Source organism: Terriglobia bacterium (assembly GCA_020072785.1).
Taxonomy (GTDB): domain Bacteria; phylum Acidobacteriota; class Terriglobia; order Acidiferrales; family UBA7541; genus Acidiferrum.
Genome location: JAIQGG010000003.1, coordinates 34,542 through 57,259 on the forward strand (window position 1 = coordinate 34,542; position 22,718 = coordinate 57,259).

The following is a 22,718-nucleotide window of genomic DNA, read 5'->3' on the forward strand; positions in this document are numbered from 1 at the left end:
CGGAGGCCCTGGGACGCGCGCGGAGCTTTGTGAGCGGGCTGGGCGAAGACGTGAGCGGCTACCAGTCGTCGATCGTGTTCGAGGTGGCGGACGGCGAGGAGGACGGGCACGCCAAGACGTATCTGGAACGCGAGCTGGGGCTGGAGCAGGCGAACCGGTTGATGGCCGGCGAGGTCAGCATCTGGTACTGGCAGGTGCGCTTCTTCCGGCCGCAGCAGAAGGAAGAGTTTGAAGTGCGCGTGAGCCCGGCGGGGAAGATCGTGGGCTATGAGCACGTCATCGAAGAGGCGCGGGCGGGGGCGGCGCTGGAGCGCGCGGCGGCCGAGGCGGTGGCGCGGCAATTTTTGACGGCGCGCTACGGAGCGGTGTTGAGCGCCTGGGATTTTCTGCCGGAGGAAGCCAACTCGAACCAGCGGCCGAATCGGTTGGACTGGTCGTTCACCTGGGAGAAGCACGGGTTCCGGGCCAAGGACGCGCCGTACCGGCTGCGGGTGACCTTGCAGGGCGACCAAGTCGGCGGTGCCGAGGAGTATCTGCAGGTGCCGGAAGCGTGGCGGCGAAGCTACAAGGAGCTGCGCTCGAGCAACGAGTTCTACAACGTGGTGGCCATCGTGCCGTACGCGCTGCTGCTGGGCGGCGCGCTGTGGCTGGGCGTGGCCCTGACGCGGCGCGGGCAGACCAGCTGGAGCGGCGCGGTAAAGCTCGGGCTGGTGGTGGCGGCGCTGCTCTTTTTGATGCAGTTGAACGAATGGCCGCTGGCGCGGGCCGGCTACGACACCAAGGAGTCCTACGCAAGCTTCGTGGCGCTGAAGCTGGCGGGCGCGGTGCTGTTCGCGCTGGGCTCGGCGCTGACCGTGGCGCTGATTCTGCCCGCGGCGGAGCCGCTCTACCGGGTATCGCAGCCGGGGCGGCTGCGGCTGGCGGAAACGGTGACGCTGCGCGGACTGCGCAGCAAGGAATTCTTCAACGCGGCGTTTGTGGGGCTGTGCATGGCCGCGGCGCACATCGGGTTCATCGTGGCGTTTTACATGTACGGGCGGCGGGTGGGCGTGTGGGCGCCGCAGGAGCTGAACTACACGGACGCGGTGAACACGGCGTTTCCGTGGATCTCCGGAGTGGCCATCGGGCTGCTGGCGGCGACGAGTGAGGAATTTCTCTTTCGCCTGTTTGCGGTGCCGTACCTGGAAAAACTGACGCGTTCGCGCTGGCTGGCGGTGGTGCTGCCGGCGTTTGCCTGGGGCTTTCTGCACAGCGCCTACCCGCAGGAGCCGGGCTACATCCGCGGAATCGAAGTGGGAATCGTCGGCGTAGTGGCCGGGGTGGTGATGCTGCGCTGGGGCATTCTGGCGACGCTGATCTGGCACTACACGGTGGATGCGCTGCTGGTGGGCCTGCTGCTGATCCGCTCGGACAGCCTCTATTTCAAGGTTTCGGGAGCAGTAGTGGGGGCGGCGGCGGTCGCACCGCTGGTCTTCGCAGGGATCTCCTATCTTCTGCGCGGGCGCTTCGAGGAGGACGAAGGGCTGCTGAACCGCGCAACGCCGTTGCCGGACGTGCGAATTGCCAGCGAAGCCGCGCCGGAAAGCGCGGCGGCGCCGGTCTGGCGCTATGTGGCGCTGACGCCGGGGATGATCGCGTTTCTGGCGGTGTGCCTGGTGGCGGGCGGAGCGGCGGCCTGGAAGCTGAAGTCGGAAAGCATCGGCGACTACCTGCAAATGAACATTCACGCGCGGGAGGCGCGGGCCATCGCGGACGATGTGCTGCGCGCGCACGGCGTGCACCCGGAGGGCTACCGGACGGCAACCACGTTTGTCTCGGTGAGCGATCCTGTCACCAGCGAATATCTGCGGCGCACCGTGGGCATCGCGGAAGCCAACCGCATTTATGGCCAGGAGACGCCCGGCGCGCTCTGGCGCGTGCGTTACTTCCGCGAAGGGCAGGCCGAGGAGTACGCGGTGATCCTGCGGCCGGACGGCACGGTGCATTCGCTTCGGCACACGCTGGCGGAGGCCGCGCCCGGCGCGTCACTGAGCAAAGAGGAAGCAGTGGCGCGCGCGGAGAAGTTTTTGCGCGAGACGAAGAAGCTGGATCTGAGCCAGTGGCATCTGGTAGAGGCCACCAGCGACAAGCGGCCGCACCGCATCGACCACACCTTGACGTGGGAGCGTACGGCGGGCTTTGTGCCCCCTGCGGGCGCGCCGGGCGGATTGGCGGCCGAGCCACCGGCGCACGCGCGGTTCGAAGTGCAGGTGCTCGGGGAGGAAGTGGCCAACTACCGCACGTTCATCAAGATTCCCGACGAATGGCGGCGCGCGCAGGAAGAACTGACGCTGCCGCGCACGCTGTATATGATCGGACGGGGCGTCTTTCTGGGAGGGCTGGTACTCACGGCGCTGATCTTCTTCCTGATGCACCTGCGCGCGGCCGCCACCGGCGTGCCCTGGAGGACGCTGAAGATTTTGGGCCTCGCGGGGCTCGGGGCGTTTCTGCTGAAGTTCGCGTTGGGCACATCCATTCCGGATCTGCTGGCCAACTACCGAACGGAGGTGCCGTTTCCTTACGCGGCGGGAATCAGCGCCGTGGGGGCGCTCTTTGGCGCGATGTTTGTCTTCGGGGCGATTCTGCTGACTTTCGGCTTGGCCTGGGTGTATGCCAGCCGGGCCTTTGGCGCCGAACAACTGCCTGCGCTGAGCGGCTCGGGAGCGCCAGTGAGCCGGATGCCAGGAGCGTACTACCGGGATGCGCTGTGGGTCGGAATGGGGGGCACGGCGGCGCTCACCGGCCTGCACCAGGTCCTGGCTGTGGCCGCCGGGCACTGGCCGACGCTGCACCGCTCGCTGGCAGCCGCAGTGGGAGAGAGTTTTGACGCGGTTCTCCCGGCGGCCGCGGTGCTAAGCGGAGGGATTCTGCGCGGGCTGCTGCTGACGGGGTTGATTGCACTGGCGGCGGCGTTTGTGGCGGCGGAGGTTCGCCCCCGATGGCTGCGCGCGGCGCTGTTCCTGCTGACCGCGCTGTTTCTGGTGGGTGACTGGGGCAGCCCCGGGGACTTTGCGGGGCAGTTCCTGGCCCGGGGCATTCTGCTCGGGGTGCTGGTCTGGGGGGTGTGCCGGGTCGTACGGTTCAATCTCCTGGGCTATTTCCTGGTGGCGGCCAGTGGGATGCTCTTCAGCGGGGCTGTGGAGCTGCTGGCGCAGCCGAACCCTTTCTACCGGGCCAACGGCTATGCGCTGCTGCTGGCGCTGGCCATGCTGTACGCCTGGCCGTTTGTGAACTGGCGGTTACGCGCTGATTCTACAGGCACTTAAGAGAACTTCGCGGGACCCTGGAGAAAACCCAAGCAACCCCCGGGAAAGTCCCGGAGTCTAGAAACATTGCACCGCGAATTTGCGTTCTTATAAGGGGGGAAGGTTGCTCACTCCCGGGGGAATCAGCCGTCCATAGAGGGTGATGTTCGCGGGGCCAGCCCATGGGAAGGCGGGCGGGCACTTCTTCGGAGGGTTTTCGAAAACCGCGAATCGAAAGCGAGCTATGCCGCTTCCTCATTGGACCTTCGCTCTTGCGGATACATCTGGCCGGGCGGGCACGACCGAGGCCGCCCTGCCCACGGTGGCATCTTTGCCGGAACTCGACGAACGGTCGCTGGTGGCCGAAGCGCAAGCGGGCAGCCGTGCCGCGTTTGAGGAATTGGTGCGGCGCTACGACCGCGACGTGCTGCGCCTGGCGCTCAACCTGATGCGCCGGCCGGAGGACGCGCGCGATGTCTACCAGGAAAGTTTTCTGAAGGTCTACCGCAACCTGCACCGCTTCCGCTTCGAAAGCAGCTTCTACACCTGGCTCTACCGCATCGTCACCAACGTCTGCCTGGACCACCTGCGCCGGCGGCAGGCGCGCCCCGAGGACCAGGCGCCGGAGAGCAGCGCGGAGCTGCGCGAGGACGGCATCACGGACTTTTTCGAGAGGCAGCGGGAACATCGCGCCACGCTCGATCCGGAGCGGCAGCTGATGGGCAAAGAGATCCAGAGGCGGCTGGCGGCGGCCATGCTGAGGCTTTCGCCGCGCGAGCGGGTCGTTTTCGAAATGAAGCATTACCAGGGATTGAAGCTGCGGGCCATCGGCGACGCGCTGGGCACGACGGAGGAGACAGTGAAGAACTCGCTCTTCCGGGCGACACGCAAGCTGCGCAGCCAGCTGGGAGAATTGCGATGAGCCGGCCGGAAGAAAACGAGGCCGGACGCACGATGCCGTGCGCGGAAACGGCGCCGCTGCTTCCCTTCTACGCCTGCGACGAACTGGAGGCGCAGGAACGCGAGCGGGTGGCGGGGCACGTGGCAACCTGTGCACGATGCGCGGCGCAACTGGCGGAAGAACGCGCGTTACTGGACGCGCTGGCCGCGATGCCGCAGCCCGCGGACCGGCTGAACCCCTCGGACATGCTTCTGTCGCAGTGCCGCAGCGAGCTGGCCGAGTCGCTGGACGATCTGGCGGCGCCGCCGGAAAGGGTGCACTGGCAGCCGTTCGGATGGTTGCGGCAGCTGATCGTCTTCCGGCCGGCCTGGAGTGCGGCGGCACTGGTGCTGCTGGGAATCCTGGCGGGCACGCAGGCGCCGGATCTGCTGCACACCGGCGGCGCGCCGAATCCGGGGCGCATCGTGCGCGCCACGCCGCGGCTGAGCGACGAGCAGTTGTCGAAGATGGCCGTGGCGGGAATCAATTTTGCGCCGTCGCCGGACGCCGCGCCGGGCACCGTGCAGGTGCAGTTGCGCGCGGAAGAGCCGCTGGTGCTTTCCGGAAGCGTTGAGGATGCGGACGTGCGGCGCGTGCTGACGTACGTCGTGGAGAACGGGCAGCGTTTCGATGCCGGGGTACGGCTGGACTGCCTGGACGCGCTGAAGACGCACTCTGGCGATGCCGACGTGCGCCGCTCGCTGCGGGCCGCGGCGCGCCGGGACGCGAATCCCGCGGTGCGGCTGAAAGCGCTGGATGCGCTGCGCCTGGCGGTAGACGACGCCGAAGTGCGCGAGACGCTGCTCGATGCTCTGGAGAACGACCGGAACCCGGGCGTGCGCGTGGAAGCGGTGAATCTGCTGGCCGGTTCGCTCCAGCCGCAGGAAAAGGAATTTGCCGCGCTGCCGGTACCGCCTGTGCCGCCAGCGCCGCCGCGGGCTTTGCGTCCCCCGCGGCCGCCGCTCCCGAGCGGCACGAACCTCGTCATCGCCGCACCGCTGCCGGTTGATCCGTCCGTGGCGCGCGTGCTGCGTGCACTCGAGGAGCTGGCGCGCAAAGATCCCAATCCCTACGTCCGCCTGCGCAGCGCCGCGGCGCTGCGGCAGATCGGGCCGCGCGAGACACACTGAACTCCGGACACTGGCCCTGGAATGAGGACGCTATCTCCAAACCGCCCCTTTGCTCTCCGGAAAAAAAGAACCGCTTTTCCGCGCGCACTCACCGCGCTGCTGGCTGGCGTTCTGCTGGGCGCGGCGCCTGCAGCCTTCGGTGAGCCCGAGCCACGCGACCCGGCACCCGCTCCGGATTGGCCGCGCGCCTTCGTGGAGCGCCGGGGCGCGCTGCCGACCGAGGACGGGCTGAAGCTGCGGATCTCGGCGGATCTCGGCTCGGTACATGTCTTCACGCAGGGGCCGGGGGAAGCGCCTGCCGTGCGCTACCTGGTGCGCGTGGAAACCGATGTGCCGGAGCCGCTCGCGCAACAACTGCTGGCGCAGTATGCGCTGGCGGCGAAATCCACGCCGGGAGGCGTGCAGATCACGGGAGCGCTGCCGCCGCACAGCGCGCACGGACCCGCTGCGGAGGCGCAGTTCTGGGTGCGCTTCGAGGTGCGTGTGCCGCGAGGCTACAGCGTGGAGGTCACGACCGGAGCGGGGGACATCGAAACCGAGGACCTTGGCGGCACGGCAAGCTTGAGCACGCAGGGCGGGAACATTCGCTGCGGACGCATTGGCGGAAACGGCGGGCGCAGCGCGGGCGCAGGAAAGGTGGCGGCGCGGCTGGAAACCCAGGGCGGGCACATCCGCGTGCTGGACGTGGCGGGGGACCTCGAGGCCTCCACGGGCGGGGGGCACATCAACGCCGGCATTATCGCGGGGGATGCCAAACTGCACTCCGGCGGTGGCCACATCCACGCGGCGCAAATCGGCGGGCGGGCGGATCTGAGCACGGACGGCGGAAACATCGCCGTGGGCCAGGCCGGGAACACGGTAGCGGTGCGCACGGGCGGGGGACAGATTGATTTCGGGGAAGTGCGCGGGTCGGTGCACGCGCAGACCGCGGGCGGCGGAATCCGCATCGCCTATGTGGCCGGGCCGATGGAAGTGGAGACGAGCGCGGGCAGCATCTGCCTGACGCGCGTGGCCGGCGCCGTGCGCGCGGAAACCGCGGGGGGCACGATCACCGCGTTCATCAATCCGGATGCGCCGGCACAAGGCGGCGCGGTGCGGCTGGCCGCGGCTTCGCAGCTCATTTCCGGCGCCGGCGACATTCTGGTGTACCTGCCGCGGAATCTTGCGGCCACCATCGAGGCCACCGTGGAATCGGGCGGAGAGAACCGCATCCAGGCCGATCCCGCGCTGGCGCTGAAAATGCAGAGGGAGGACCCCTCCGGCGCGGGGCCGGTGCGCGCCAGCGCCACGCTCAACGGCGGCGGAGCGCTGCTGCGGCTGCGCACGGGAATGGGCAAGATCCGCCTGCAATATCTGGATGCGGACGTGGCGCTGCGCCAAGCCCTGCTGCGCGAGCAGGCCGGGCGGATGCAGGAGCGGATGCAGGAAATGCAGATGGAAACCGTGGCGCAGATAGAAGCGGCGCGCGCGGCGGCCGACGCACAAGCCGCCGCGGCCGACGAGACAAGCGGCTGGTTCGACGCCTGGATGGAAGCGATCGAGGAGAGACTGCGCGGCGGGGTGGGAGAAGATCCCGCGGAGCTGCAAAAACGCGCCAGCTATGCCCCTCCGCCGGCCTACCCGGCCCTGGCCAAGCAGGCCGGCGTGCAGGGAATCGTGCGGCTGCAGGTGCGCGTGGGGAAAGACGGACGCACTGAAGTGCTGAAGATTCTGGAAGGCGAGCCGGTGCTGGCGGATGCGGCGATTGCCGCGGTGCAGCGGTGGACCTACCGGCCGCGGCTGCTGAACGGCCGGCCGGTGAACGTGATTTCGGAAGTGACGTTCAACTTCCAATTGCGCTGACGGCGCCGCGCGCCGCGGACAGATTTCGGGGCCCCTCCTGCGCGCCTGCCGGGCGCGCGGGAAAAGATATTCGACGGAGGAGGATCGCGTCCATGTCACGAAACGTGCTTCGCGGGTCTCTGCTGCTAACCGTGGTTCTGAGCGTGACGCTGCTGGCCACGCCGTGCTTCGCCTTGCAGGACGATTTCGAGCGCACCTACCCGCTGCAGCCGGGCGGCTCGTTCGAGCTGCAGAACGTCAACGGCATGGTGCAGATCCAGGGCTGGGAGCGCAACGAGGTGGAAATTCACGCGGTGAAGACGACGCGGAGAAAACTTTCCGACCTGGACCGCGTCTCAATTGAAGTGAGCGCAAGGCCGGAGGCGATCGCCGTGGTGACGCGCTATCCCCAGGACGAAGGCGTGGAAGTGGCCGTGGAATACATCGTGCATGTGCCGCACAACGCGCGCATCGAGCACGTCGGAACGGTGAACGGCACACTGCGCATCTCCGGCGTCGACCGGCTGAACGACCTGCACACGGTGAACGGCAACGTGGAAGTCTACGAGGCCGCAGGCACAGTGCACGCGCGAACCACCAACGGAAACGTGCGCCTGGAGCTGGCGCATTTCCGCGAGGCTCAGGAAGCCAGCGCGGAGACGACCAACGGCTCTGTGCTGCTGGCGGTGCCCGCGGAAACGCAGGCGCAGCTCGAGGCACGCTGCCTGAACGGGGATTTCCGCTCGGAGCTGCCGCTGGCTCTGGAGAGTACGCTGCAGCCGCGCGAAGTGCATGGCCGGCTGGGAAGCGGCGGCGGGCCGATCCGCCTGCGCACGATCAATGGAAGCATTCGAGTGGTCGTTCTGCGGACGAGCGTCTAGGGTCCAGGCCCGGCGAGCGCCGCATAAAAAAGAGAGGACGACGAAGATGAATCACCGCACGATGTGGACCGCCGGAGGACTGGCCGCGCTGGGGTTGATGCTGGCCGCGCTGCCCGGACCATCCCGGGCAAAACTGGCTCCGGAAGAGCGCGCGCTGGAGCAGATGCAGCAGCGCATCCAGGCAAAGCTGGCCTGGGGCCAGGAAGAGATTGCCAGCCGCGCGGCGCGGCTGACGGAAGAGCCAGGGGTGCATATCGCCCTGGCCAAACAAGCCATCGCCAGAGCCGCGGCCGCCCTGCCGGACGGCGACGAGGCTGCGGCCATGGCCATGCCCGGCGAGGGCGCGGGGTGGCTGGGGGTGGAGATGCGCGAAATCACCGCCGAGAAGGCCAAGGAGCTGAAGCTGCCGGCGGAGCGCGGCGCGCTCTTGAGCCAAGTGATGGCGGACAGCCCGGCGGCCAAGGCGGGACTCAAGGAAAATGACGTGGTCACGGAGATCAACGGGCAGCCCATCGAAGGGACGCTGCAGTTCCGGCGGATGATCCGGGAGATCCCGGCGGGGCGCACGGCGCAGTTGACGGTGTGGCGCGGGGGCCGCGCGCAAAGCCTCAGCGTAACCCTCGGAGGCGCGATGGAGGCCCACAAAGCCTGGGCCAAGGGAATGCCGCCGCGGGAGTTTACGTTCCACATGCCGCCCATGCCGGAGATGCGGGACATGCCGCGGTTCGAATGGCATGGCGAGATGATGCAGAGCGGGCGTCCGCGGCTGGGGATTGACGGAGAAGACCTGAGCGGACAACTCGGTGCGTACTTCGGCGCGCCGGACGGTGAAGGCATCCTGGTGCACGAGGTGCACGAAGGCTCGCCGGCGGAGAAGGCGGGAATCAAGGCCGGAGACGTGCTGATCAAGTTCGATGGAGAGAGACTCCGCACGGTCGGAGACCTGCGGGAAAAGCTGGCCGGGGTGCGCGAGCAGAAGAAGGTGAAGCTGGGCGTGCTGCGCAACCGTAGTGAGATCACGGTAGAAGCCACAATCGAGCCGCCGGAAGCGCCGAAGCCGCGGAAGCCCGAGCATCCCACGAACATTTAGCGGCAACCTGAAACAAGGGCCCGGGCTTATGCCCGGGCCTTTTTTGTTTTGGGCGGGGATGCAGCGGCGTGGGAATCTTGTTCCGGCGCAGGCGTGTTCTGCGGGCCGCGCAGAACCCGGTATTTGCGCGCAAGCCGCAGCGGGCGCAGCAGAGGGCCGAGCCAGCCTGCGATCTTCTTGCGCTGCGGTGCAGCCCAGTCTTCCTCGGTGGGCGTAAAGGCCAGCCGCAGGAGATAGCGGGTGCTGCGCAAAGCTCCGCCACACATCTGCATGCGGATTCGCGCGCGCTGCGGAGCGCCGCGAGGGGCTTGCTCGGCGCAGGGCAGATGGCCGCAGATCTCTGCGGCGAGGCGTCCGGCCATCGCGTCCGCACGGACTTCCGCGGCCACTGCGGGAGGCAGCTCCGCGGCGAGCACGTCGCCGGCCAGGCGCAGGCCGAGATGCAACATGCGTTCCGTGCGGGTCGCGCGGGCCACGGCGAAGACGCGCGCCCAGTCCAGCGCCGGCTGGCGCGCCAGGAGTCCAGCCACGTCGGCAATCCACATCAGGCGGTCCCAGAAGTGTTTGGAGCCGTGGACGCAGAGGAAGACCAGGGTGTCCTCGGGAGAAAGCGCGAGAACGCCGCGGCCGTCGAGAGCGATGCTGGTGCGGCGGGCGAAGAAGGAGTCCAGGGGGAGCGGGCGGGGAAAATAGCGCAGGGTGCGCTCGGTGTGCAGCTCCACGACGGCGTGCGTGCGCTCGCCCAGAAAAAGAAACTGGCCGGGAATTTTTCCGGCGGCGGCCGCCGCGAAGGGAATCTCGGAGGCAAAACCGCAATCCTGCATGATGCGCGCGGCGCGCGGAATGTCGCGGTGGTGCACGAGGAAGTCGAGATCGCTGTATTGGCGGAGGCTGGCGTCGCCGAAGGCCTGCGCCGCAAGCACCGGGCCTTTGACCGCGACGCTCTCGATGCCCTCGGCCGCGAAACGCCCGGAGAGCAGGAAGAGCTCCGCGGACATGAAAAGTGTGAAGAGGAGATGCGCGCGGCGCGACTGCAGCAGGCTCTGGCGGACTCCGGGGGACAGATCGGCGAGCGCTGCGGCTTCGTGCAGCGCGCGAGCCAGAAGCGGGAGGACACCGTGTTCGCGGGCCCGAGCGAGAAACGCGGGCCCGCCTGTCGCGTGCTGCACAAGTTCGCGGATACGCGCGAGGTCGCATTGCGGCGCGGCGCAGAGGCGGAGCAATTCCCACTCTGCGGCAGCCGGGCTCTGTGTGGATGTGACCATTTCCTGCTGTAACCAGCCTTGCTGCGAATAGCGGATTCTCCGGCGGCACCATGGCCGCGGGGAGCACGGCCCCTACTCTACCGGGGAATGGCGCGCGCCGCCATCGCTCCGGAGAAGGATGGCGGGGACAAGAAAAAAGGCCGGCTCCGAAGAGCCGGCCTCTAGGGCGTGATCGCCGCAGGGCCGCGAGCGGCCCGGACGGGCGATCAGGGCTTCTTTTTCTTGCCCGTGCTGAATTTGGTCTGGATGCCCGGAGCGATTTGTTGGAGCATTTCCAGGCCCTGCTTGGCCTGCTGCCCGTAGACGCCGTTGGGATCGAGCTCCAGAGCCTTCTCGTAGGCTTCCGTGGTTCCCGGCGGGACGGTCACCTGCATCTTGTCGCCCACCTGCTTATACTCCATGGAACCGACGAGAGCGGCGCCGAGCAGATACCAGGCCTGGGCGCTCTTGGGATCGAGCTCGGTGGCCTTCTTCAGCGGCTCCACGGCCTCTTTCAAGCGGTTGGCGTTGTACAGCACGATGCCGAAATTGCGCCAGGCGGTTGCGGCGTTTGCGGGAAAGAGTTCCACGCTCTTGAGATAGGCCGCGTGCGCCTCTTCCACTTTGCCCGCGCGCGCCAGAACGTTACCAAGGTTGTTGTAGTAGCCGGCGCCGGCTTCGGGCTTTTCCTTCATCACCGGCTCAAAAGCGGTGATGGCCTGCTGATAGGCGTTGATGGCATCGTCGTTGCGGCCGCCGAGGTCATAGGCTTCCCCGAGCTTGGCCCACAGCAGGTGCTGGTTGGGATCCTTCTCCGGGGCGGATTTCTGGGCGGCGGTAAATTCGCTGGCGGCCTGGGCCGAGAGGTCGGCAAGCTTCTGCTTGGCGGCATCCTTCTGGTCCGCAGGAGCCCCCGGAGGAAGCTTCTGCAGATCGGCCTTTGCCAGGCGCACCTGCTCGAGAATCCTGGTTCCCTCGGCGAAGTGCGCTTTCATGCCTTCGAACTTTTGCTTTTCTTCTTCCTGCTTCTTGGTGGCCTCGGCGTACTCCGCGCCTTGCTTGGCAACGACGTCCTTGAAATTGACATTGGCGATGCCGTCCTGGCCACTGGCCACGCGCACCTGCACCACAAAGGGCTGCTGGTTCGGAAGCATGATATTGACGGTGTAGATCCCGGACCGCAGGCCGCGGATGACGAAATAGCCCTTCTCATCGGTCTTCGTGTCGGCCTTTACACCTTGTTCGCTGACGGCCTGAATCGCCAGACTCTGCCAAGGCTTTCCGGCGACATCCATGATCTGGCCGCGAATCACCCCGTCCATCTGCGCAGCAGCACGCGGCGCCATCACGCACAGCAGCGCCGCCACCAGCAACACTGCCCGCATCCCCAGCTTCGCAATTCGCTTCATACCCATCTCTCCTTGTAGGCCGCTTGCGTTGTTCCAGATTTTTGAGGCCTCGGTGTAGAAAAAAATGTCGCCCGGCTTCCCCGGGTTCTCGCGCCCCTTATTATCCTCTTTTGCGCCGGGATTCCAAGAACTACGAACGCGATGGGTTGTGCTGCGGCTCGGCTGCGGTCACCACTCCTAGACCCTCTATAGCAGAATGCGTGGCGGTCTCCAAGAGAATTATGGAGACCGGGGCCTCGCGGTCTCCACGGGCGGTTATCGGCTGTAGCGCGTGAGGATGCGGAGCAGGGCGGGTTTGCCCTTCTTGGCCTGGGCGATGGCCGGACGGATGAGCTTGCGCAGCTCGCTGAAGAGGTCCTCGCGGAAGTCGGCGAGGGCGGGGTCTTCGCTGCTCGAGCGGCGCAGGTCGGTTAAGGCTTTGGCGATGCGGTCCTCGGTCTTCGCGGCGCGGTGCCCCGCGCCGCGCTTCTTCGGGGTGCCGTGGGACCCCTTTTTTTTGAGGGCGCTTTTCACCAGCGCGCCCGTGGCGCTTCCGGCGATGGATTCGAGGATGGTCATTCGAGCTGCCTGCTGCCGCTGCCGCCGCTCACGCTGAAGGCCGCGATGCGGGGCGGCGGCGCGACGGCGGGGTTGGGGATGGTCAGCATGGGGTCTCCTTTGCGAGCCGGGCAATCAGCTGCTCGGCGGTCTCCCAGAATTCGGCGTGCACGCCGCCCTGCGGGTCAATCCACGTGAAGCGGGGCATGCGGGCGGTGCTCTTGCTCACCACGCTGAGGCCCTCGCGGATGGCGGCGCTCTTGGAGATGGACTTCGGCCAGCAGCGGTGCTTCTTCCGCTTCATCTTCGCCGCGTGCTTCTTCCACCAGCGGGCCGAGGCGCGGCGCGTGGCGGCGGCGCGCCGGGTGGCGCGCTCTTGGGGTGGCAGGGGCTTCCTGCCGCGCTTCCCGCTGTGATGACCTTTGGGCATGAAGGAGCGTGCGCCGTGGAAGCGGCGCACGCCGGGGCGCTGCAGCTCGGCGGGACTTGCGAGCAGTTTCCACCAGATGTTGGGGTTTGGCAACGAACGTGCGCGATTAGTAGGGGTGTGGTTCTCGGAAGAGAAACCTCACCCCTCACCGGGAGGGGGTGGGGTTTCTCTTCGCGGGGTTTTTCCGGTCGCACCCGTGCGATGCAGGCGCGGGGCCACGGACGCCTCGTGGCCTCGCGCCTGCCGGGCAGGAATCGCGGCGTGGATCTCTGACGTGGTTTTTCCGGGGGCTGCGCCGCCAGCGGCGGCGCGGTGGGGCGCGCGGATGCGCGCCAGCAATCCTCCTGACGGGCCGTGCGCCCGGCGCCCGGCCCGCTGCCCGATGAACGAAGCGTGGTGCCGGACTAGGACGCGGCACGGCCCGGCCCGACAAGGGACGGGCCGCGCCGCAACCGATAACGGACCCGGCAAGGGAGCGACCGCGCGGCGAACGCAGGAGCCGCGCGACTGGGAGCGACCGGACGCCGGGGACGCACCCGGCACACGCGAGACGGGCAAGGGCGCGGGGCCGCGCGCGACAGATGAGGGCGTGGCAAACGCGCGCGGCCCCGAGGGCGCACGGCCCGAAACGCGGCGCGCAGCGCGCCGCCCGCAGCGGCCCCGCCACGTTTACGCGGTCCGGCCGCGCCAGCGACGAAGGCCGCGTGTGGCGGGGCCGCGAGGACGGCAAGGCAGGGACCCGCCCGCGCGGTTTGTGGCGGGCGGGATGCCGCAGCCGCGATGACGCGCGAGGCGCGCGGCGGCAGACGCGGCAGGAAGCCGCGGCGGCCGACGCGCTGACCGCGAAGCGCCGAGCGCCACCGCATAAGTAAGACGCGAGCATCGATGCTCTGCGCGAGACGCGCCGGGGCGCGGCGAGCGCACGGTAGTGTGGTCGACACCCGGACGCAGCAGGCGCGCGACGTGCTCTTTCCGCTGGCACGGCGCGGGCCTGCGGTCCGCGGGGGTTCTCTGGTGCGCCGCGCCGAGTGGACCCGGAGCGCGCCGCGGCGCGGAGGGGCCACGAGTGGCCGCGCGCGGCGCTGTGGCCTAGCGACGGAGCGCAGCGACGGCGCGGGCCTGCGGTCCCGACTGCTGTCCGGGACGCGGTCCGCTCTGCCGGCGTCGGCGTGTACACGGCAAGTAGGATCCTCGCGTGTACACGCCGAGCTGCAGCTTAGTCGGCCTCGGCGCGGAGCGCGTCGAGGAAAGAGGTCTTCGCCGCGGCGAGGGCCTTGCGGTGCTGCGTCGAGTCGTAGTTGGTGTGCGGCGGCAAGCTCACCAGAAAGGCCCGGAGTTCGTAGGGGCCTCCGATTGCCAGCGTGGTGCCGCTGTTGAGATGCTTCTTGAGGTTGCCGCGCAGTTCGCGGATCGGGATGCGTGGTGTTTTCGGCATGGTGCTCCTTTCTTCAGCTGAGGTTTGTGTACACGGTTGCTCGATGGTCAGAGGGTGAGCTGGATGACGAGCGAGTTGCCTACGACGCTGACCGTTTTCGCGGCGGCGCGGGCGTTGAGTGTGGCTGCGGTAGCGGCGAGCGTCGCGGCTTCGGCGGCGTTCTCCGCTGTGACCGTGAGGGTTTGCGTCACGGGGTCCGCTGGGTTGTTGCTCCAGAGGGCTGCGCTTTGCTGGTACACGGTGTCCTCCTTTCTCTCGGCTACTGCTCGAGGTTTTGCCGGGCGGCGTGTGTGCGGCGCACGTGCTCGGCGAATTGCTGCTGCTCGCGCCGCGCAGCTTCGTGCACGCGGTTCACGTACCACGCCCAGAGTTTCAGGGTGGCAGCGAGGGCCACGACGGCTAGCACGACGGCGGCGGTCATGACGTTGGCGGCTCTTTCTGTTTGCCGTAGGGGTTGGGGCCGCTGCGGTCCGGGCGCGGGACATCGATGACGATTTCCGGCGCGCCGTCGATTTCCAGCGGTTCGGCGTAGATGAGCACTTGGTCGGCGGGGTCGATGGCGCAGGGCAGTTGGCGGCCGAGGACCGCTTCAATCGCGGTCATCTGGTCGGCGCGCTCGACCTGGTGCTCGACGCGGGCCTTGTTGGTGCTGCTCTCGTCGGCGACGACGACGACGACAATCCACTTACTCACGGTCTCCTCACTTTCTCGTTTTTGCCGGGTGTCCTACCCTCAGGGGGTTTGAGTTCGTGCGCCGTGGGGCTTCCTGGCGCGCTGTTTTTGTCGGCTAGAGCGCAGTGGGCTTCTTCAGCCGCCAGCAATGCACCCGCACCTCGGCGTGGGCGTCCGCGTGGGCGCTTCGCAGATTGGAGTTGGAGAAGAAGGAGAGCAGGGCCGCGTTGATGGCCCTGCGGATGCTGGTGGCCTCGGCTCCGGTTTTCTCCATCTGCGGGCCGTACTTCCGGTGCGTCCAGCTGATGACTGCGCGGTAGCGGTTTTGTCGGCTCATTTTTCATGGACTGCCTCTCTCGTAGCCAGAGGGCTGCGCGGTGGAAGGTTTGCCGCTGGCACTCGCTGCACCTGCAGCTGAGACCGTGCGGCCAGATTGCGAGCTGCTTCATCGCCCGCCCCGCCCTCGGCGGGGCCGGGTTGGTGGTTTGAGGAGTTCGGCTGCGGCGTAGTCGGCGAGGTACTGCATGGCCTCGGCGATGCGCGGCGGTATCCACTCGCGGCAGTGGAGTGCTTGGTTGGTGTTGCCTTTGAGAGCGCTGCGGACGGTGGCGACGGCTTCGGCGGTGGTCACTGTTTTACCTCGCTATGGAAGTTGAGGAGGCGGTGGTACTCGCGCAGCTGCTCCTCGGAGAGCGGCGCGAGGTAATGCGTGGTGGCGGCGAGAGAGCTGTGGCCGAGATATTGCTGCACGGCGCGCAGGTCTTTCGAGAGCCGGTAGAGGTTTGTCGCCGTGGTGCGGCGCAGGTCGTGGGGATGGAGACCGCGAATGCCGAGCTTGGCGGTGAGGCGGTTCCACGCATCGCTGATGCCCTTGTCGCTTCCGTGCCACGTGCCGTTCTTGGCTTTCTTGCGGCGCAGGAGCCAGACGTAGGGCGTTTGCTGCTCGCCGGGGTCGATGACGGCGGCGGCGAAGAGGGTTTCTATTTCGGGCGTGGTGGGGATGGTGCGGTGCTTCGCACCCTTCACCGGGACGGTGAGCAGGTGGCGCTCGGCGTCGTAGTTGGAGGGCGCGGCGCTCATGGCCTCGCGGTGGCGCAGCGCCGTCTGCCAGCAGAGCAGGACGAAGAGCCGGAGGAAGGGCGGCGCGGCGGCGAGGATGCGGGTGATTTGCTCCGGTGCGGCGGTGACGCCGCGTGGTTCGGGTTTGCGGAGGCGCGGGAGTTGTGGGGCCAGCTTCGGCGCGCCGTAGTCGTCGAGCATGCGTAGCAGACGCTTCAGGACGTTGCGGCGCGTGAAGGCGGTTGCCGGGGCGAGCCGTTGCTTCCAGCCGCTGAGGAGCGCGGCGGTGAGAAACGGCGTGAGTTGCCGGGGTTGCAGATGGCCCGCGACTTCGGAGAGGTCGCGGGCCACCTGGTGGTTTACGTGGTGGCGCGGCCAGCCTTCCGCCCACGTGCGACAGAGCGCGCCGACGTCGCCGAGGGCTGGTCTTTTTTTGCGGCGGCTTCGCGGCGCATCTTCGTAGAGAGTTGCGCGGCCGCTTTCTTCGAGGGGCAGGCTTTCATGTGCCGCTGGCCGTGCTCATCGCGCCAGTCGGCGTAAAACTTCCCGTACTTTTTGCGCATGGAGACTGGTTGGAGACCGTGTTGCTGCCGCCCGCGTCAGTGGCTCGGTTCCGGCAGTTGCGCCGGGATTCCAAGTGCAGGGGGCAGCTGCAGTTCCTTCGTCAGGGCCGGGCGGGGGCGGCGCGCTGGTACGGGATCGGGTCGGGGGTCCCGGCCTCGGCAAAGGCGCGCAGGCGCAGCAGACAACTGTCGCAAGTGCCGCAGGCGGCATCATCGCTCTGGTAGCACGACCAGGTTAGATGCAGGGGTGCGCCCAGGGCGATGCCCCGGCGGATGATCTCGTGCTTGTTCATGGTGATGACGGGGGTGACGATCTCGATGCGGGTCTCCGGGCGGGTGCCCACGCGCACCAGTTCCTGAAACGCGCGGTAGTATTCGGGGCGGCAATCCGGGTAGCCGGAACTGTCCTCGGCCACCGCGCCGATATAGACCGCGCCCGCGCCGATGGCCTCCGCCCAGCTCACGGCGATGGCGAGAAAATGGGCGTTGCGAAAGGGGACGTAGGTGACCGGAATAGCGCCGCCGCCCGGACCGGGGGCGCCCAGTTCGTTTTGCGGGACGGCGATCGTGGCGTCGGTCAGCGCGGACCCGCCGATGGCTCGGAAATAATCGAGTTGCACGACGAGGCGCTGGTGCACGCCGTAGAAATCGGCGATGGCGTCAAAAGAGCGGCGCTCGCGCTTTTCGGTGCGCTGGCCGTAGCCGGCATGGAGCAGAGCGACATTCTCCGAACCGTGGCGCTCGCGGGCGATCGCGGCGGTCACGCAGGAATCCATGCCCCCGCTCAGCAGCACCACGGCTTTTCGGTTGTCATTCACACTCAACTCCTCTTCTCTATCCTGCCTGGGCTCTTCGACCGCCCAAAAAATCCCTCCACACGAATGCGCCGGCACCGCCCTTACACACCCTTCGTCGCCGGGTCCCAGATGAACTTGTGCAATTGCAGGCCGAGGCGCACGGGCAGGCGGTCCTGCAGGATCCATTCGGTGAGGGTGCGCGCGCTCAGCCCGGGCCACTTCCCTGCCGGGTCTTCAGCGGCCGGGGAAAAGAAAACCTCATGCACGCGTTCGGCGAGGCGGTGCTGGCGGATGAAGTCGCGGGCAAATTCGTAATCGCGGCGCGTCGAGATGACGAACTTCACCTCGTCTTGAGCCGCGAGCGCCTCGAGGTTTTGCGGGGCAAACGTGCCGGGCTCGCCGGAATCAGGGCATTTCACGTCTACGATGCGCAGAACCCGGTGCGGCAGGCGGCCAATGAAGCGCTCGCCGCTGGTCTCGACCAGGACCGTATACCCAGCCGCGAGGAGTTGCTCCGCGAGCGGATAGACCTCCTCCTGGAGGAGCGGCTCCCCGCCGGTAATCTCCACCAGCGGAATCGCGGGCGGGGCGCCCGTGGCGGCGGCCTCCCGTCCGGACAGCTCATCGACGCGGCGCAGAACTTCTTCGACACTCATCTTCGTGCCGCCGTGGAAGGCGTAGGCGGTGTCGCACCAGGTGCAACGCAGGTTGCAGCCGGTGAGGCGCACGAAGATGCACGGCCGGCCGGCGCGCGTGCCCTCTCCCTGGATGGACGCGAAAATTTCGGTGATGACCATTGAAACTACTGCCCTGCGGACTTGGCGCTCTTCGTGGCCCTGCGCCGCACAAACCAGATCGCAGCCACGAAGCCGGCCGTGGCCATAACCAGGCGGAAATAGCCCGGTGCGATGCCCAGATGGCGCAGGATGACGATGTAACCGACCGCCACCAGGACGGGGGCCAAGAGAATGATGAAGATGGATTTGTTCATAGAGTGCCGCCGCGGCGGGTCAGGCTCCGGGCCGGTAGCGCGCCACGCTGGTGTCCGTCTCCCAGACGGTGATATCGGTGATGCGTGCGCCGGCCGGCAACTGCGTGAGTTTGCTCGCCGTCTCGTCGTAGAAATACCGGGCCATGTTCTCCGCGGAAGGATTGACGGTGCGGAAGGGCTCGAGATCATTGACAAACTGGTGGTCGAGGACGGCGATGACCTCGCGGATGGCGGCCTTGAGGTGCACGAAATCGATGAGCAGACCGATGGAATCGAGTTCCGGACCTTCTATCGTGATGCGCACCCGATAGTTGTGGCCGTGCGGGTTCTCGCACTTGCCTTTGTAGCCCCGCAGGGCGTGCCCGGCGGAAAACGTCTCTTCCACGCTGACCTGAAACATAGTGCTCCGGGAATCGCGCTTCGTTTCGAACACGGGCCCAGCGGGCGGTCAGGCTCAGGCGCCCGCTTCCGCCGCTATTTCAAATAACTGCTTCCTTGCCGAGGAACCGGGCAATGTCGGCCAGGTCCCGCGTCATACCGTAGTTCGGCAGCGATTCCATGAAAATTTTACCATAGCGCATGCGTTCGATGCGGGTATCCAGCAGGGCCAGGATGCCGCGGTCGGTTTTGGCGCGGATGAGCCGGCCGAAGCCCTGCTTTAGGGCCAGGACGGCCTGGGGCACCTGGTATTCGGAGAAGGCGTCGCGGCCGTCTTCCTTGAGGGAGTTGACGCGGGCGGCCACGATCGGATCGGAGGGCACGGCAAAGGGCAGGCGGTCCACGATGACGCAGGAGAGCTGCTCGCCGGGAACGTCCACGCCCTGCCAGAAGCTGGAGGTGGCGAAGAGAACGGCGTGGGGCGTGGTGCGGAAGCGCTCGAGGAGTGCGCTGCGCGGCGCGGTGCCCTGCAGCAGCAGGGGAAAGGAGACGCGTGAGCGCACGCGCTCGTAAACGTCGTTCATCTGCGAGTAGCTGGTGAAAAGGCAGAAGGCGCGGCCCTGGCTGTGCTCCAGCAATGCCACGATTTCGTCCGCGGCTTTCCCGGGGAAGGCGGCATCGCGCACGTCGGGCATGGCCCGCGGGAGATAGAAAAGGGTCTGGGAAGCGTAATCGAACTCCGGGGGCAGGGCGCGTTCCTTGGCGTGGTCCAGGCCCAGACGGTGGCGCATGAATTCGAAGCGGCCACCGACGGTGAGCGTGGCCGAGGTGAGGATCACCGTGTCGAAGGCTTCGAAGAGGCGCTCGCGCAGGATCTGGCTGACGTCGATGGGCGTGGCCGCGAGAAAAACACCTTTGCTGCGGCGCTCGTACCAGTAGACGAAATTGCGCTCGTTGGATTCGAAGAGGAAGGCCAGCTCCTGGCGCAACTCGAAGCTGCGGCGGGCGAGGCGGGTGAGCTCTTCGGGCTTCTGCGGGACGGCGGCCAGCTCGGTTTCCAGGGATTTGAGGGCGGCCGCGAGAGCGTCGTAGGACTCGCGGTGCTGCTCGAGGAAGGATTCGCGCTCGCCGCGGCTGAACGGGAAGCGGCCTTCGCGCGGGGGAAAGGATTCGAAGAAGGCCCGGGCGCGTTCGCGGATGCGCTGGGTGCGGCGCAGGAGCGCGGCGGAGCCCAGCTTGGAGAGGCGCAGGGCATGATCCACGTCGCGGGCCAGCTCTTCGAAGCGGAAATTGGAGATCTGACGGCCGAAATAGTCGCTGGCCACGTCCTCGATCTCATGCGCCTCGTCGAAGACCACGGCGGAGTATTCCGGGAGGATGCTGCCGAAATCATCCTGCTTGAGGGCCAGGTCGGCGAAGAAAAGATGGTGGTTGACGATGATGAGGTCGGCTTCACGGGCGCGCTGGTGCATGGCGGTGAGGAAGCACTGCTGAAAATCGGGGCATTTCTGGCCGGTGCAGGTGTCCCGGCGGGCGTCCAGGCGGCCCCAGAGGTCGGAATCGTCGGCCAGAAAATTGAGCTCGGCGCGGTCGCCGCTTTCGGTGACCTGGGCCCAGCCGCGGATCTGCCGGTAGGCGTCCAACTCCTCCATGCCCTTGAGCATGGGCTGGTCGGCCATCTGGTGCAGCTTCTGCTTGCAGAGAAAATTGCTGCGGCCCTTCATCACCGCGACTTTCAGCTCCGGTGCGAAGTGCTTCTGCAGGAAAGGCACGTCCTTCTGATAGAGCTGCTCCTGGAGCGACTTGGTGGCGGTGGAGATGACCACGCGGCGGCCGCTCATCAGCGCGGGAACCAGATAGGCGAGAGTCTTGCCCGTGCCGGTGCCGGCCTCGACAATAGCGTGGTGATGCGCGGTGAAGGCGCTGTGCACCAGTTCGGCCATCTCCAGTTGTGCGGGGCGGTGCTCATAGCCCTGGGGCATGGCCTTTTCGAGCAGGCCGCCGGGACCGAAGATTTCGGCCATGGCCGGAGCATCTGCCGGGGAGGCTTCCTGCCGGATGGGCGCGGCGGCTTCCTCTTCCAGCGGGGCGTAGTGCCGCCCGGGAACGGGCGCGCTGTCCGGTTGCCGCGCGGATGCAGCGGCGGCGGCTTTCTTGGAGACCCGTTTCGGCAGAGCGCTCACTCCTGGCTGCATCCGGCACTGGCAGCGAAGGCGTTACGATAACACACTCGGAAATCCCGCGCGCCGCGGAGCTGTCCGCCAGAAAGGTGCGCAAGCGCTAAACGGCGGCCCCGGATGAGAATCAACCGCGAGCGGGGATGGTTCTCTCTGCCCGGGGCCATTTCTCCTGCAACGTTTATCAGTTGCGCATCCACGTTGATCCGCACTAGCGCAGGCCATCACCGCCCAGATAGAGTAGTCTCGGGAAACGGGGCGGCCAGCGGCCGACCGAGACTTGGTGTGCCATGTGGGGTACTGGGATGAAGCGGAATTCTCTTTTCCTGTTTGTAGTAAGCGCAATGGCGCTGGCGCTTAGCTCCTGTAGCGGCTATTGGTACAATCCCGGTGGCGGCACGGGAGGCGGCGGCACGCCGCCTCCCCCGCCCACGACAACGCTGAACCTGACGTTGCAGGATGCGCCGCCGGCTAATACGTCGATCGCCTCGTTCAAGGTTACCATCACCGGCGTGGCTCTCAACCCGGTGGGTGGCGGGGCGGCGGTGAATCTGACGCTCAGTCCCAATCCTTACGTAGTGGAGCTGACGCGGCTCGCGAGCGACTCGGCATTCCTCGGGAGCTTCACGGTGCCGTCGGGAAGCTACAGCAGCATCACGGTGACGGTGGCCAATCCGGACATCACGTTTGCCAATCAAAGCGGGAGCACGGTGACCGGCTGCTTAACCGGCAGCGTGTGCGAAATCACGCCCGCAGCGGCGGGCAGTCTTACGGTTTCCACGTCTCCCTTCCCCCTGACACTGAGCGCCAGCGGGCAGAGCGGCCTGGCGCTGGACTTCAACCTGAACAACGCGCTGACCGCCACCGCGGGCGACCTGGGCGTGGACTTCACGGCGGCGGACGTTTTGAGCGCGAGCGCCCTGCCGCACACCGGTATGCCTTCCGGAACCCTCGATCTGCTCGAGGATTTCACGGGCACGGTCACAGCCGTGAGTTCCAGCAGCATCACCGTACAGTCCGAGACGCGCGGCACTCTTACCGGCACACTCAACTCCAGCACCGTCTATCACGATCCGTTGAGCACCTGCGTGGCGCTCGATTCCACCTGTCTGCACACCGGGCAGACCCTCAGCGTGGATGCGGCGCTGAACCTCAATGGAAGCCTCACCATTCGCAGCGTGGATCTGCTGGACACGACGTCGGTGGACGAGATCGAAGGCACGGTGGTCCTGACGGGACCGCCGCCTTCCACGCAATTTAATCTGGTCCTGTCCGACAAGGTAGTGGCCAGCGGAAACGCCTCGTTGAGCAGCGCCGTCGCAGGGAATATTGTCCTGGTCACCCTGAGTGCGACCCCGGCGTTTCAGGTGGATACTGGCGGGCTGACCGTGCCGCCCGCCTCGTTGAGCCTCTTTCAGGGCGGCTCGGATACCAGCGTGCTCTTTAACGGACAGACGGTGATGGTGCGGGTAACCGCTGCGGCCGGCAGCAGCGGCGCGGGAAATCTTACGGCCACGGTGGACCGCGTCTTGCTGCGCTACACGCGCACCACCGCCGCCGTGACCGGAGCGGTAGCCTCGCCCTACTTCTATCTGGACGCGGCGACACTCCCGCCGTACTTCGGCATCCTGAACACGGCGCAGGTGCAGATTTTCCCGAACGTCACCAACTATGACGGCGTGAACGATGTGACCGGGCTAGTTTCCGGGGACATTGTCTCCGTCCGCGCGCTGTACATCAAGAGTGCCGCACCACCTTTCCTCGCGGCCAAGGTTCGCAAGCACTAACGCGCCTTCACTCCGCCTCCGCAAGCGGAACGGGCCGCTCCGGCAAGCCGGAACGGCCCGTTTTGCTGTTCTGGCGCCAAAATGGAGCCGGCA

Annotated in this window: 25 protein-coding genes; 8 read left to right on the top strand and 17 right to left on the bottom strand. The window is 67.0% G+C overall.

Annotated elements, in window-relative coordinates; genetic code table 11:
* Positions 1-29: 29 nt before the first annotated feature.
* The 6 genes from LAN61_10440 to LAN61_10465 all read left to right on the top strand — a co-directional run bounded on the left by LAN61_10440 (position 30) and on the right by LAN61_10465 (position 9,146).
* The gene (locus LAN61_10440) at positions 30-3,305 is read left to right on the top strand and encodes a CPBP family intramembrane metalloprotease (GenBank protein MBZ5540922.1); all 3,276 of its coding nucleotides are present in this window, start codon (positions 30-32) and stop codon (positions 3,303-3,305) included.
* A 223-nt stretch (positions 3,306-3,528) separates the two neighbouring features.
* Positions 3,529-4,206, top strand: coding sequence for a sigma-70 family RNA polymerase sigma factor (locus tag LAN61_10445; protein ID MBZ5540923.1), 678 nt, complete (start codon positions 3,529-3,531; stop codon positions 4,204-4,206).
* Entirely contained in the window at positions 4,203-5,354 is a 1,152-nt protein-coding gene (locus tag LAN61_10450) for a zf-HC2 domain-containing protein (protein ID MBZ5540924.1), read from the top strand. The genes LAN61_10445 and LAN61_10450 overlap by 4 nt, the downstream gene beginning before the upstream one ends.
* A 21-nt stretch (positions 5,355-5,375) precedes the next feature.
* A complete protein-coding gene (locus tag LAN61_10455) occupies positions 5,376-7,196 on the top strand; it encodes an energy transducer TonB (GenBank protein ID MBZ5540925.1) in 1,821 nt (606 codons plus the stop codon).
* Positions 7,197-7,288: 92 nt separating this feature from the next.
* Positions 7,289-8,056: a DUF4097 domain-containing protein gene (locus tag LAN61_10460; GenBank protein ID MBZ5540926.1), complete on the top strand. Its 768-nt coding sequence runs from the start codon at positions 7,289-7,291 to the stop codon at positions 8,054-8,056.
* Between the two features lie 46 nt (positions 8,057-8,102).
* Entirely contained in the window at positions 8,103-9,146 is a 1,044-nt protein-coding gene (locus tag LAN61_10465) for a PDZ domain-containing protein (GenBank protein ID MBZ5540927.1), read from the top strand.
* A 26-nt stretch (positions 9,147-9,172) separates the two neighbouring features.
* Here LAN61_10465 and LAN61_10470 read toward each other — a convergent pair whose 3' ends face one another.
* The 4 genes from LAN61_10470 to LAN61_10485 all read right to left on the bottom strand — a co-directional run bounded on the left by LAN61_10470 (position 9,173) and on the right by LAN61_10485 (position 12,859).
* Positions 9,173-10,411 (bottom strand): nucleotidyltransferase family protein, encoded by a 1,239-nt coding sequence (locus tag LAN61_10470; GenBank protein MBZ5540928.1) that lies wholly within the window; start codon positions 10,409-10,411, stop codon positions 9,173-9,175.
* Between the two features lie 206 nt (positions 10,412-10,617).
* Positions 10,618-11,799 carry a tetratricopeptide repeat protein gene (locus LAN61_10475; protein MBZ5540929.1) on the bottom strand — a complete coding sequence of 394 codons (1,182 nt, stop codon included), beginning with the start codon at positions 11,797-11,799 and terminating at the stop codon, positions 10,618-10,620.
* Positions 11,800-12,054: 255 nt separating this feature from the next.
* The gene (locus tag LAN61_10480) at positions 12,055-12,357 is read right to left on the bottom strand and encodes a hypothetical protein (GenBank protein MBZ5540930.1); all 303 of its coding nucleotides are present in this window, start codon (positions 12,355-12,357) and stop codon (positions 12,055-12,057) included.
* 82 nt (positions 12,358-12,439) lie between these two features.
* Complete coding sequence (locus tag LAN61_10485; protein ID MBZ5540931.1) at positions 12,440-12,859, bottom strand: hypothetical protein; 420 nt, start codon at positions 12,857-12,859, stop codon at positions 12,440-12,442.
* Between the two features lie 488 nt (positions 12,860-13,347).
* Here LAN61_10485 and LAN61_10490 point away from each other — a divergent pair, with 488 nt between their 5' ends.
* Positions 13,348-13,638 carry a hypothetical protein gene (locus tag LAN61_10490; protein MBZ5540932.1) on the top strand — a complete coding sequence of 97 codons (291 nt, stop codon included), beginning with the start codon at positions 13,348-13,350 and terminating at the stop codon, positions 13,636-13,638.
* A 344-nt stretch (positions 13,639-13,982) separates the two neighbouring features.
* On the opposite strand, the gene LAN61_10495 is transcribed toward LAN61_10490, so the two are convergent.
* The 13 genes from LAN61_10495 to LAN61_10555 form a co-directional block, all read right to left on the bottom strand.
* Positions 13,983-14,201 (bottom strand): hypothetical protein, encoded by a 219-nt coding sequence (locus LAN61_10495; GenBank protein MBZ5540933.1) that lies wholly within the window; start codon positions 14,199-14,201, stop codon positions 13,983-13,985.
* A gap of 47 nt (positions 14,202-14,248) precedes the next feature.
* Positions 14,249-14,440 (bottom strand): hypothetical protein, encoded by a 192-nt coding sequence (locus LAN61_10500; protein MBZ5540934.1) that lies wholly within the window; start codon positions 14,438-14,440, stop codon positions 14,249-14,251.
* A 20-nt stretch (positions 14,441-14,460) separates the two neighbouring features.
* Positions 14,461-14,622 (bottom strand): hypothetical protein, encoded by a 162-nt coding sequence (locus LAN61_10505; GenBank protein MBZ5540935.1) that lies wholly within the window; start codon positions 14,620-14,622, stop codon positions 14,461-14,463.
* Positions 14,619-14,894, bottom strand: coding sequence for a hypothetical protein (locus LAN61_10510; GenBank protein MBZ5540936.1), 276 nt, complete (start codon positions 14,892-14,894; stop codon positions 14,619-14,621). The genes LAN61_10505 and LAN61_10510 overlap by 4 nt, the downstream gene beginning before the upstream one ends.
* Before the next feature lie 94 nt (positions 14,895-14,988).
* Positions 14,989-15,210: a hypothetical protein gene (locus LAN61_10515; protein MBZ5540937.1), complete on the bottom strand. Its 222-nt coding sequence runs from the start codon at positions 15,208-15,210 to the stop codon at positions 14,989-14,991.
* A gap of 108 nt (positions 15,211-15,318) precedes the next feature.
* A complete protein-coding gene (locus tag LAN61_10520; GenBank protein ID MBZ5540938.1) occupies positions 15,319-15,504 on the bottom strand; it encodes a hypothetical protein in 186 nt (61 codons plus the stop codon).
* Positions 15,501-16,283: a site-specific integrase gene (locus LAN61_10525; GenBank protein MBZ5540939.1), complete on the bottom strand. Its 783-nt coding sequence runs from the start codon at positions 16,281-16,283 to the stop codon at positions 15,501-15,503. Before LAN61_10525 ends, LAN61_10520 begins: the two co-directional genes overlap by 4 nt.
* 8 nt (positions 16,284-16,291) lie before the next feature.
* Positions 16,292-16,495, bottom strand: coding sequence for a hypothetical protein (locus tag LAN61_10530; GenBank protein ID MBZ5540940.1), 204 nt, complete (start codon positions 16,493-16,495; stop codon positions 16,292-16,294).
* A 101-nt stretch (positions 16,496-16,596) separates the two neighbouring features.
* Positions 16,597-17,478 (bottom strand): 7-cyano-7-deazaguanine synthase QueC, encoded by an 882-nt coding sequence (queC, locus tag LAN61_10535; protein MBZ5540941.1) that lies wholly within the window; start codon positions 17,476-17,478, stop codon positions 16,597-16,599.
* Positions 17,394-18,089, bottom strand: coding sequence for a radical SAM protein (locus tag LAN61_10540; protein MBZ5540942.1), 696 nt, complete (start codon positions 18,087-18,089; stop codon positions 17,394-17,396). The genes queC and LAN61_10540 overlap by 85 nt, the downstream gene beginning before the upstream one ends.
* Positions 18,090-18,094: 5 nt before the next feature.
* Positions 18,095-18,283, bottom strand: a complete 189-nt coding sequence (locus tag LAN61_10545) for a hypothetical protein (GenBank protein ID MBZ5540943.1) — start codon at positions 18,281-18,283, stop codon at positions 18,095-18,097.
* 19 nt (positions 18,284-18,302) lie between these two features.
* A complete protein-coding gene (gene queD, locus LAN61_10550) occupies positions 18,303-18,683 on the bottom strand; it encodes a 6-carboxytetrahydropterin synthase QueD (GenBank protein MBZ5540944.1) in 381 nt (126 codons plus the stop codon).
* A 79-nt stretch (positions 18,684-18,762) separates the two neighbouring features.
* On the bottom strand, positions 18,763-20,856 hold the full coding sequence (locus tag LAN61_10555) for a DEAD/DEAH box helicase (GenBank protein MBZ5540945.1): 2,094 nt from the start codon (positions 20,854-20,856) through the stop codon (positions 18,763-18,765).
* Positions 20,857-21,182: 326 nt separating this feature from the next.
* Between LAN61_10555 and LAN61_10560 the strand changes: the two genes are divergently transcribed.
* Positions 21,183-22,625: a DUF4382 domain-containing protein gene (locus LAN61_10560; protein ID MBZ5540946.1), complete on the top strand. Its 1,443-nt coding sequence runs from the start codon at positions 21,183-21,185 to the stop codon at positions 22,623-22,625.
* Positions 22,626-22,718 lie beyond the last annotated feature (93 nt).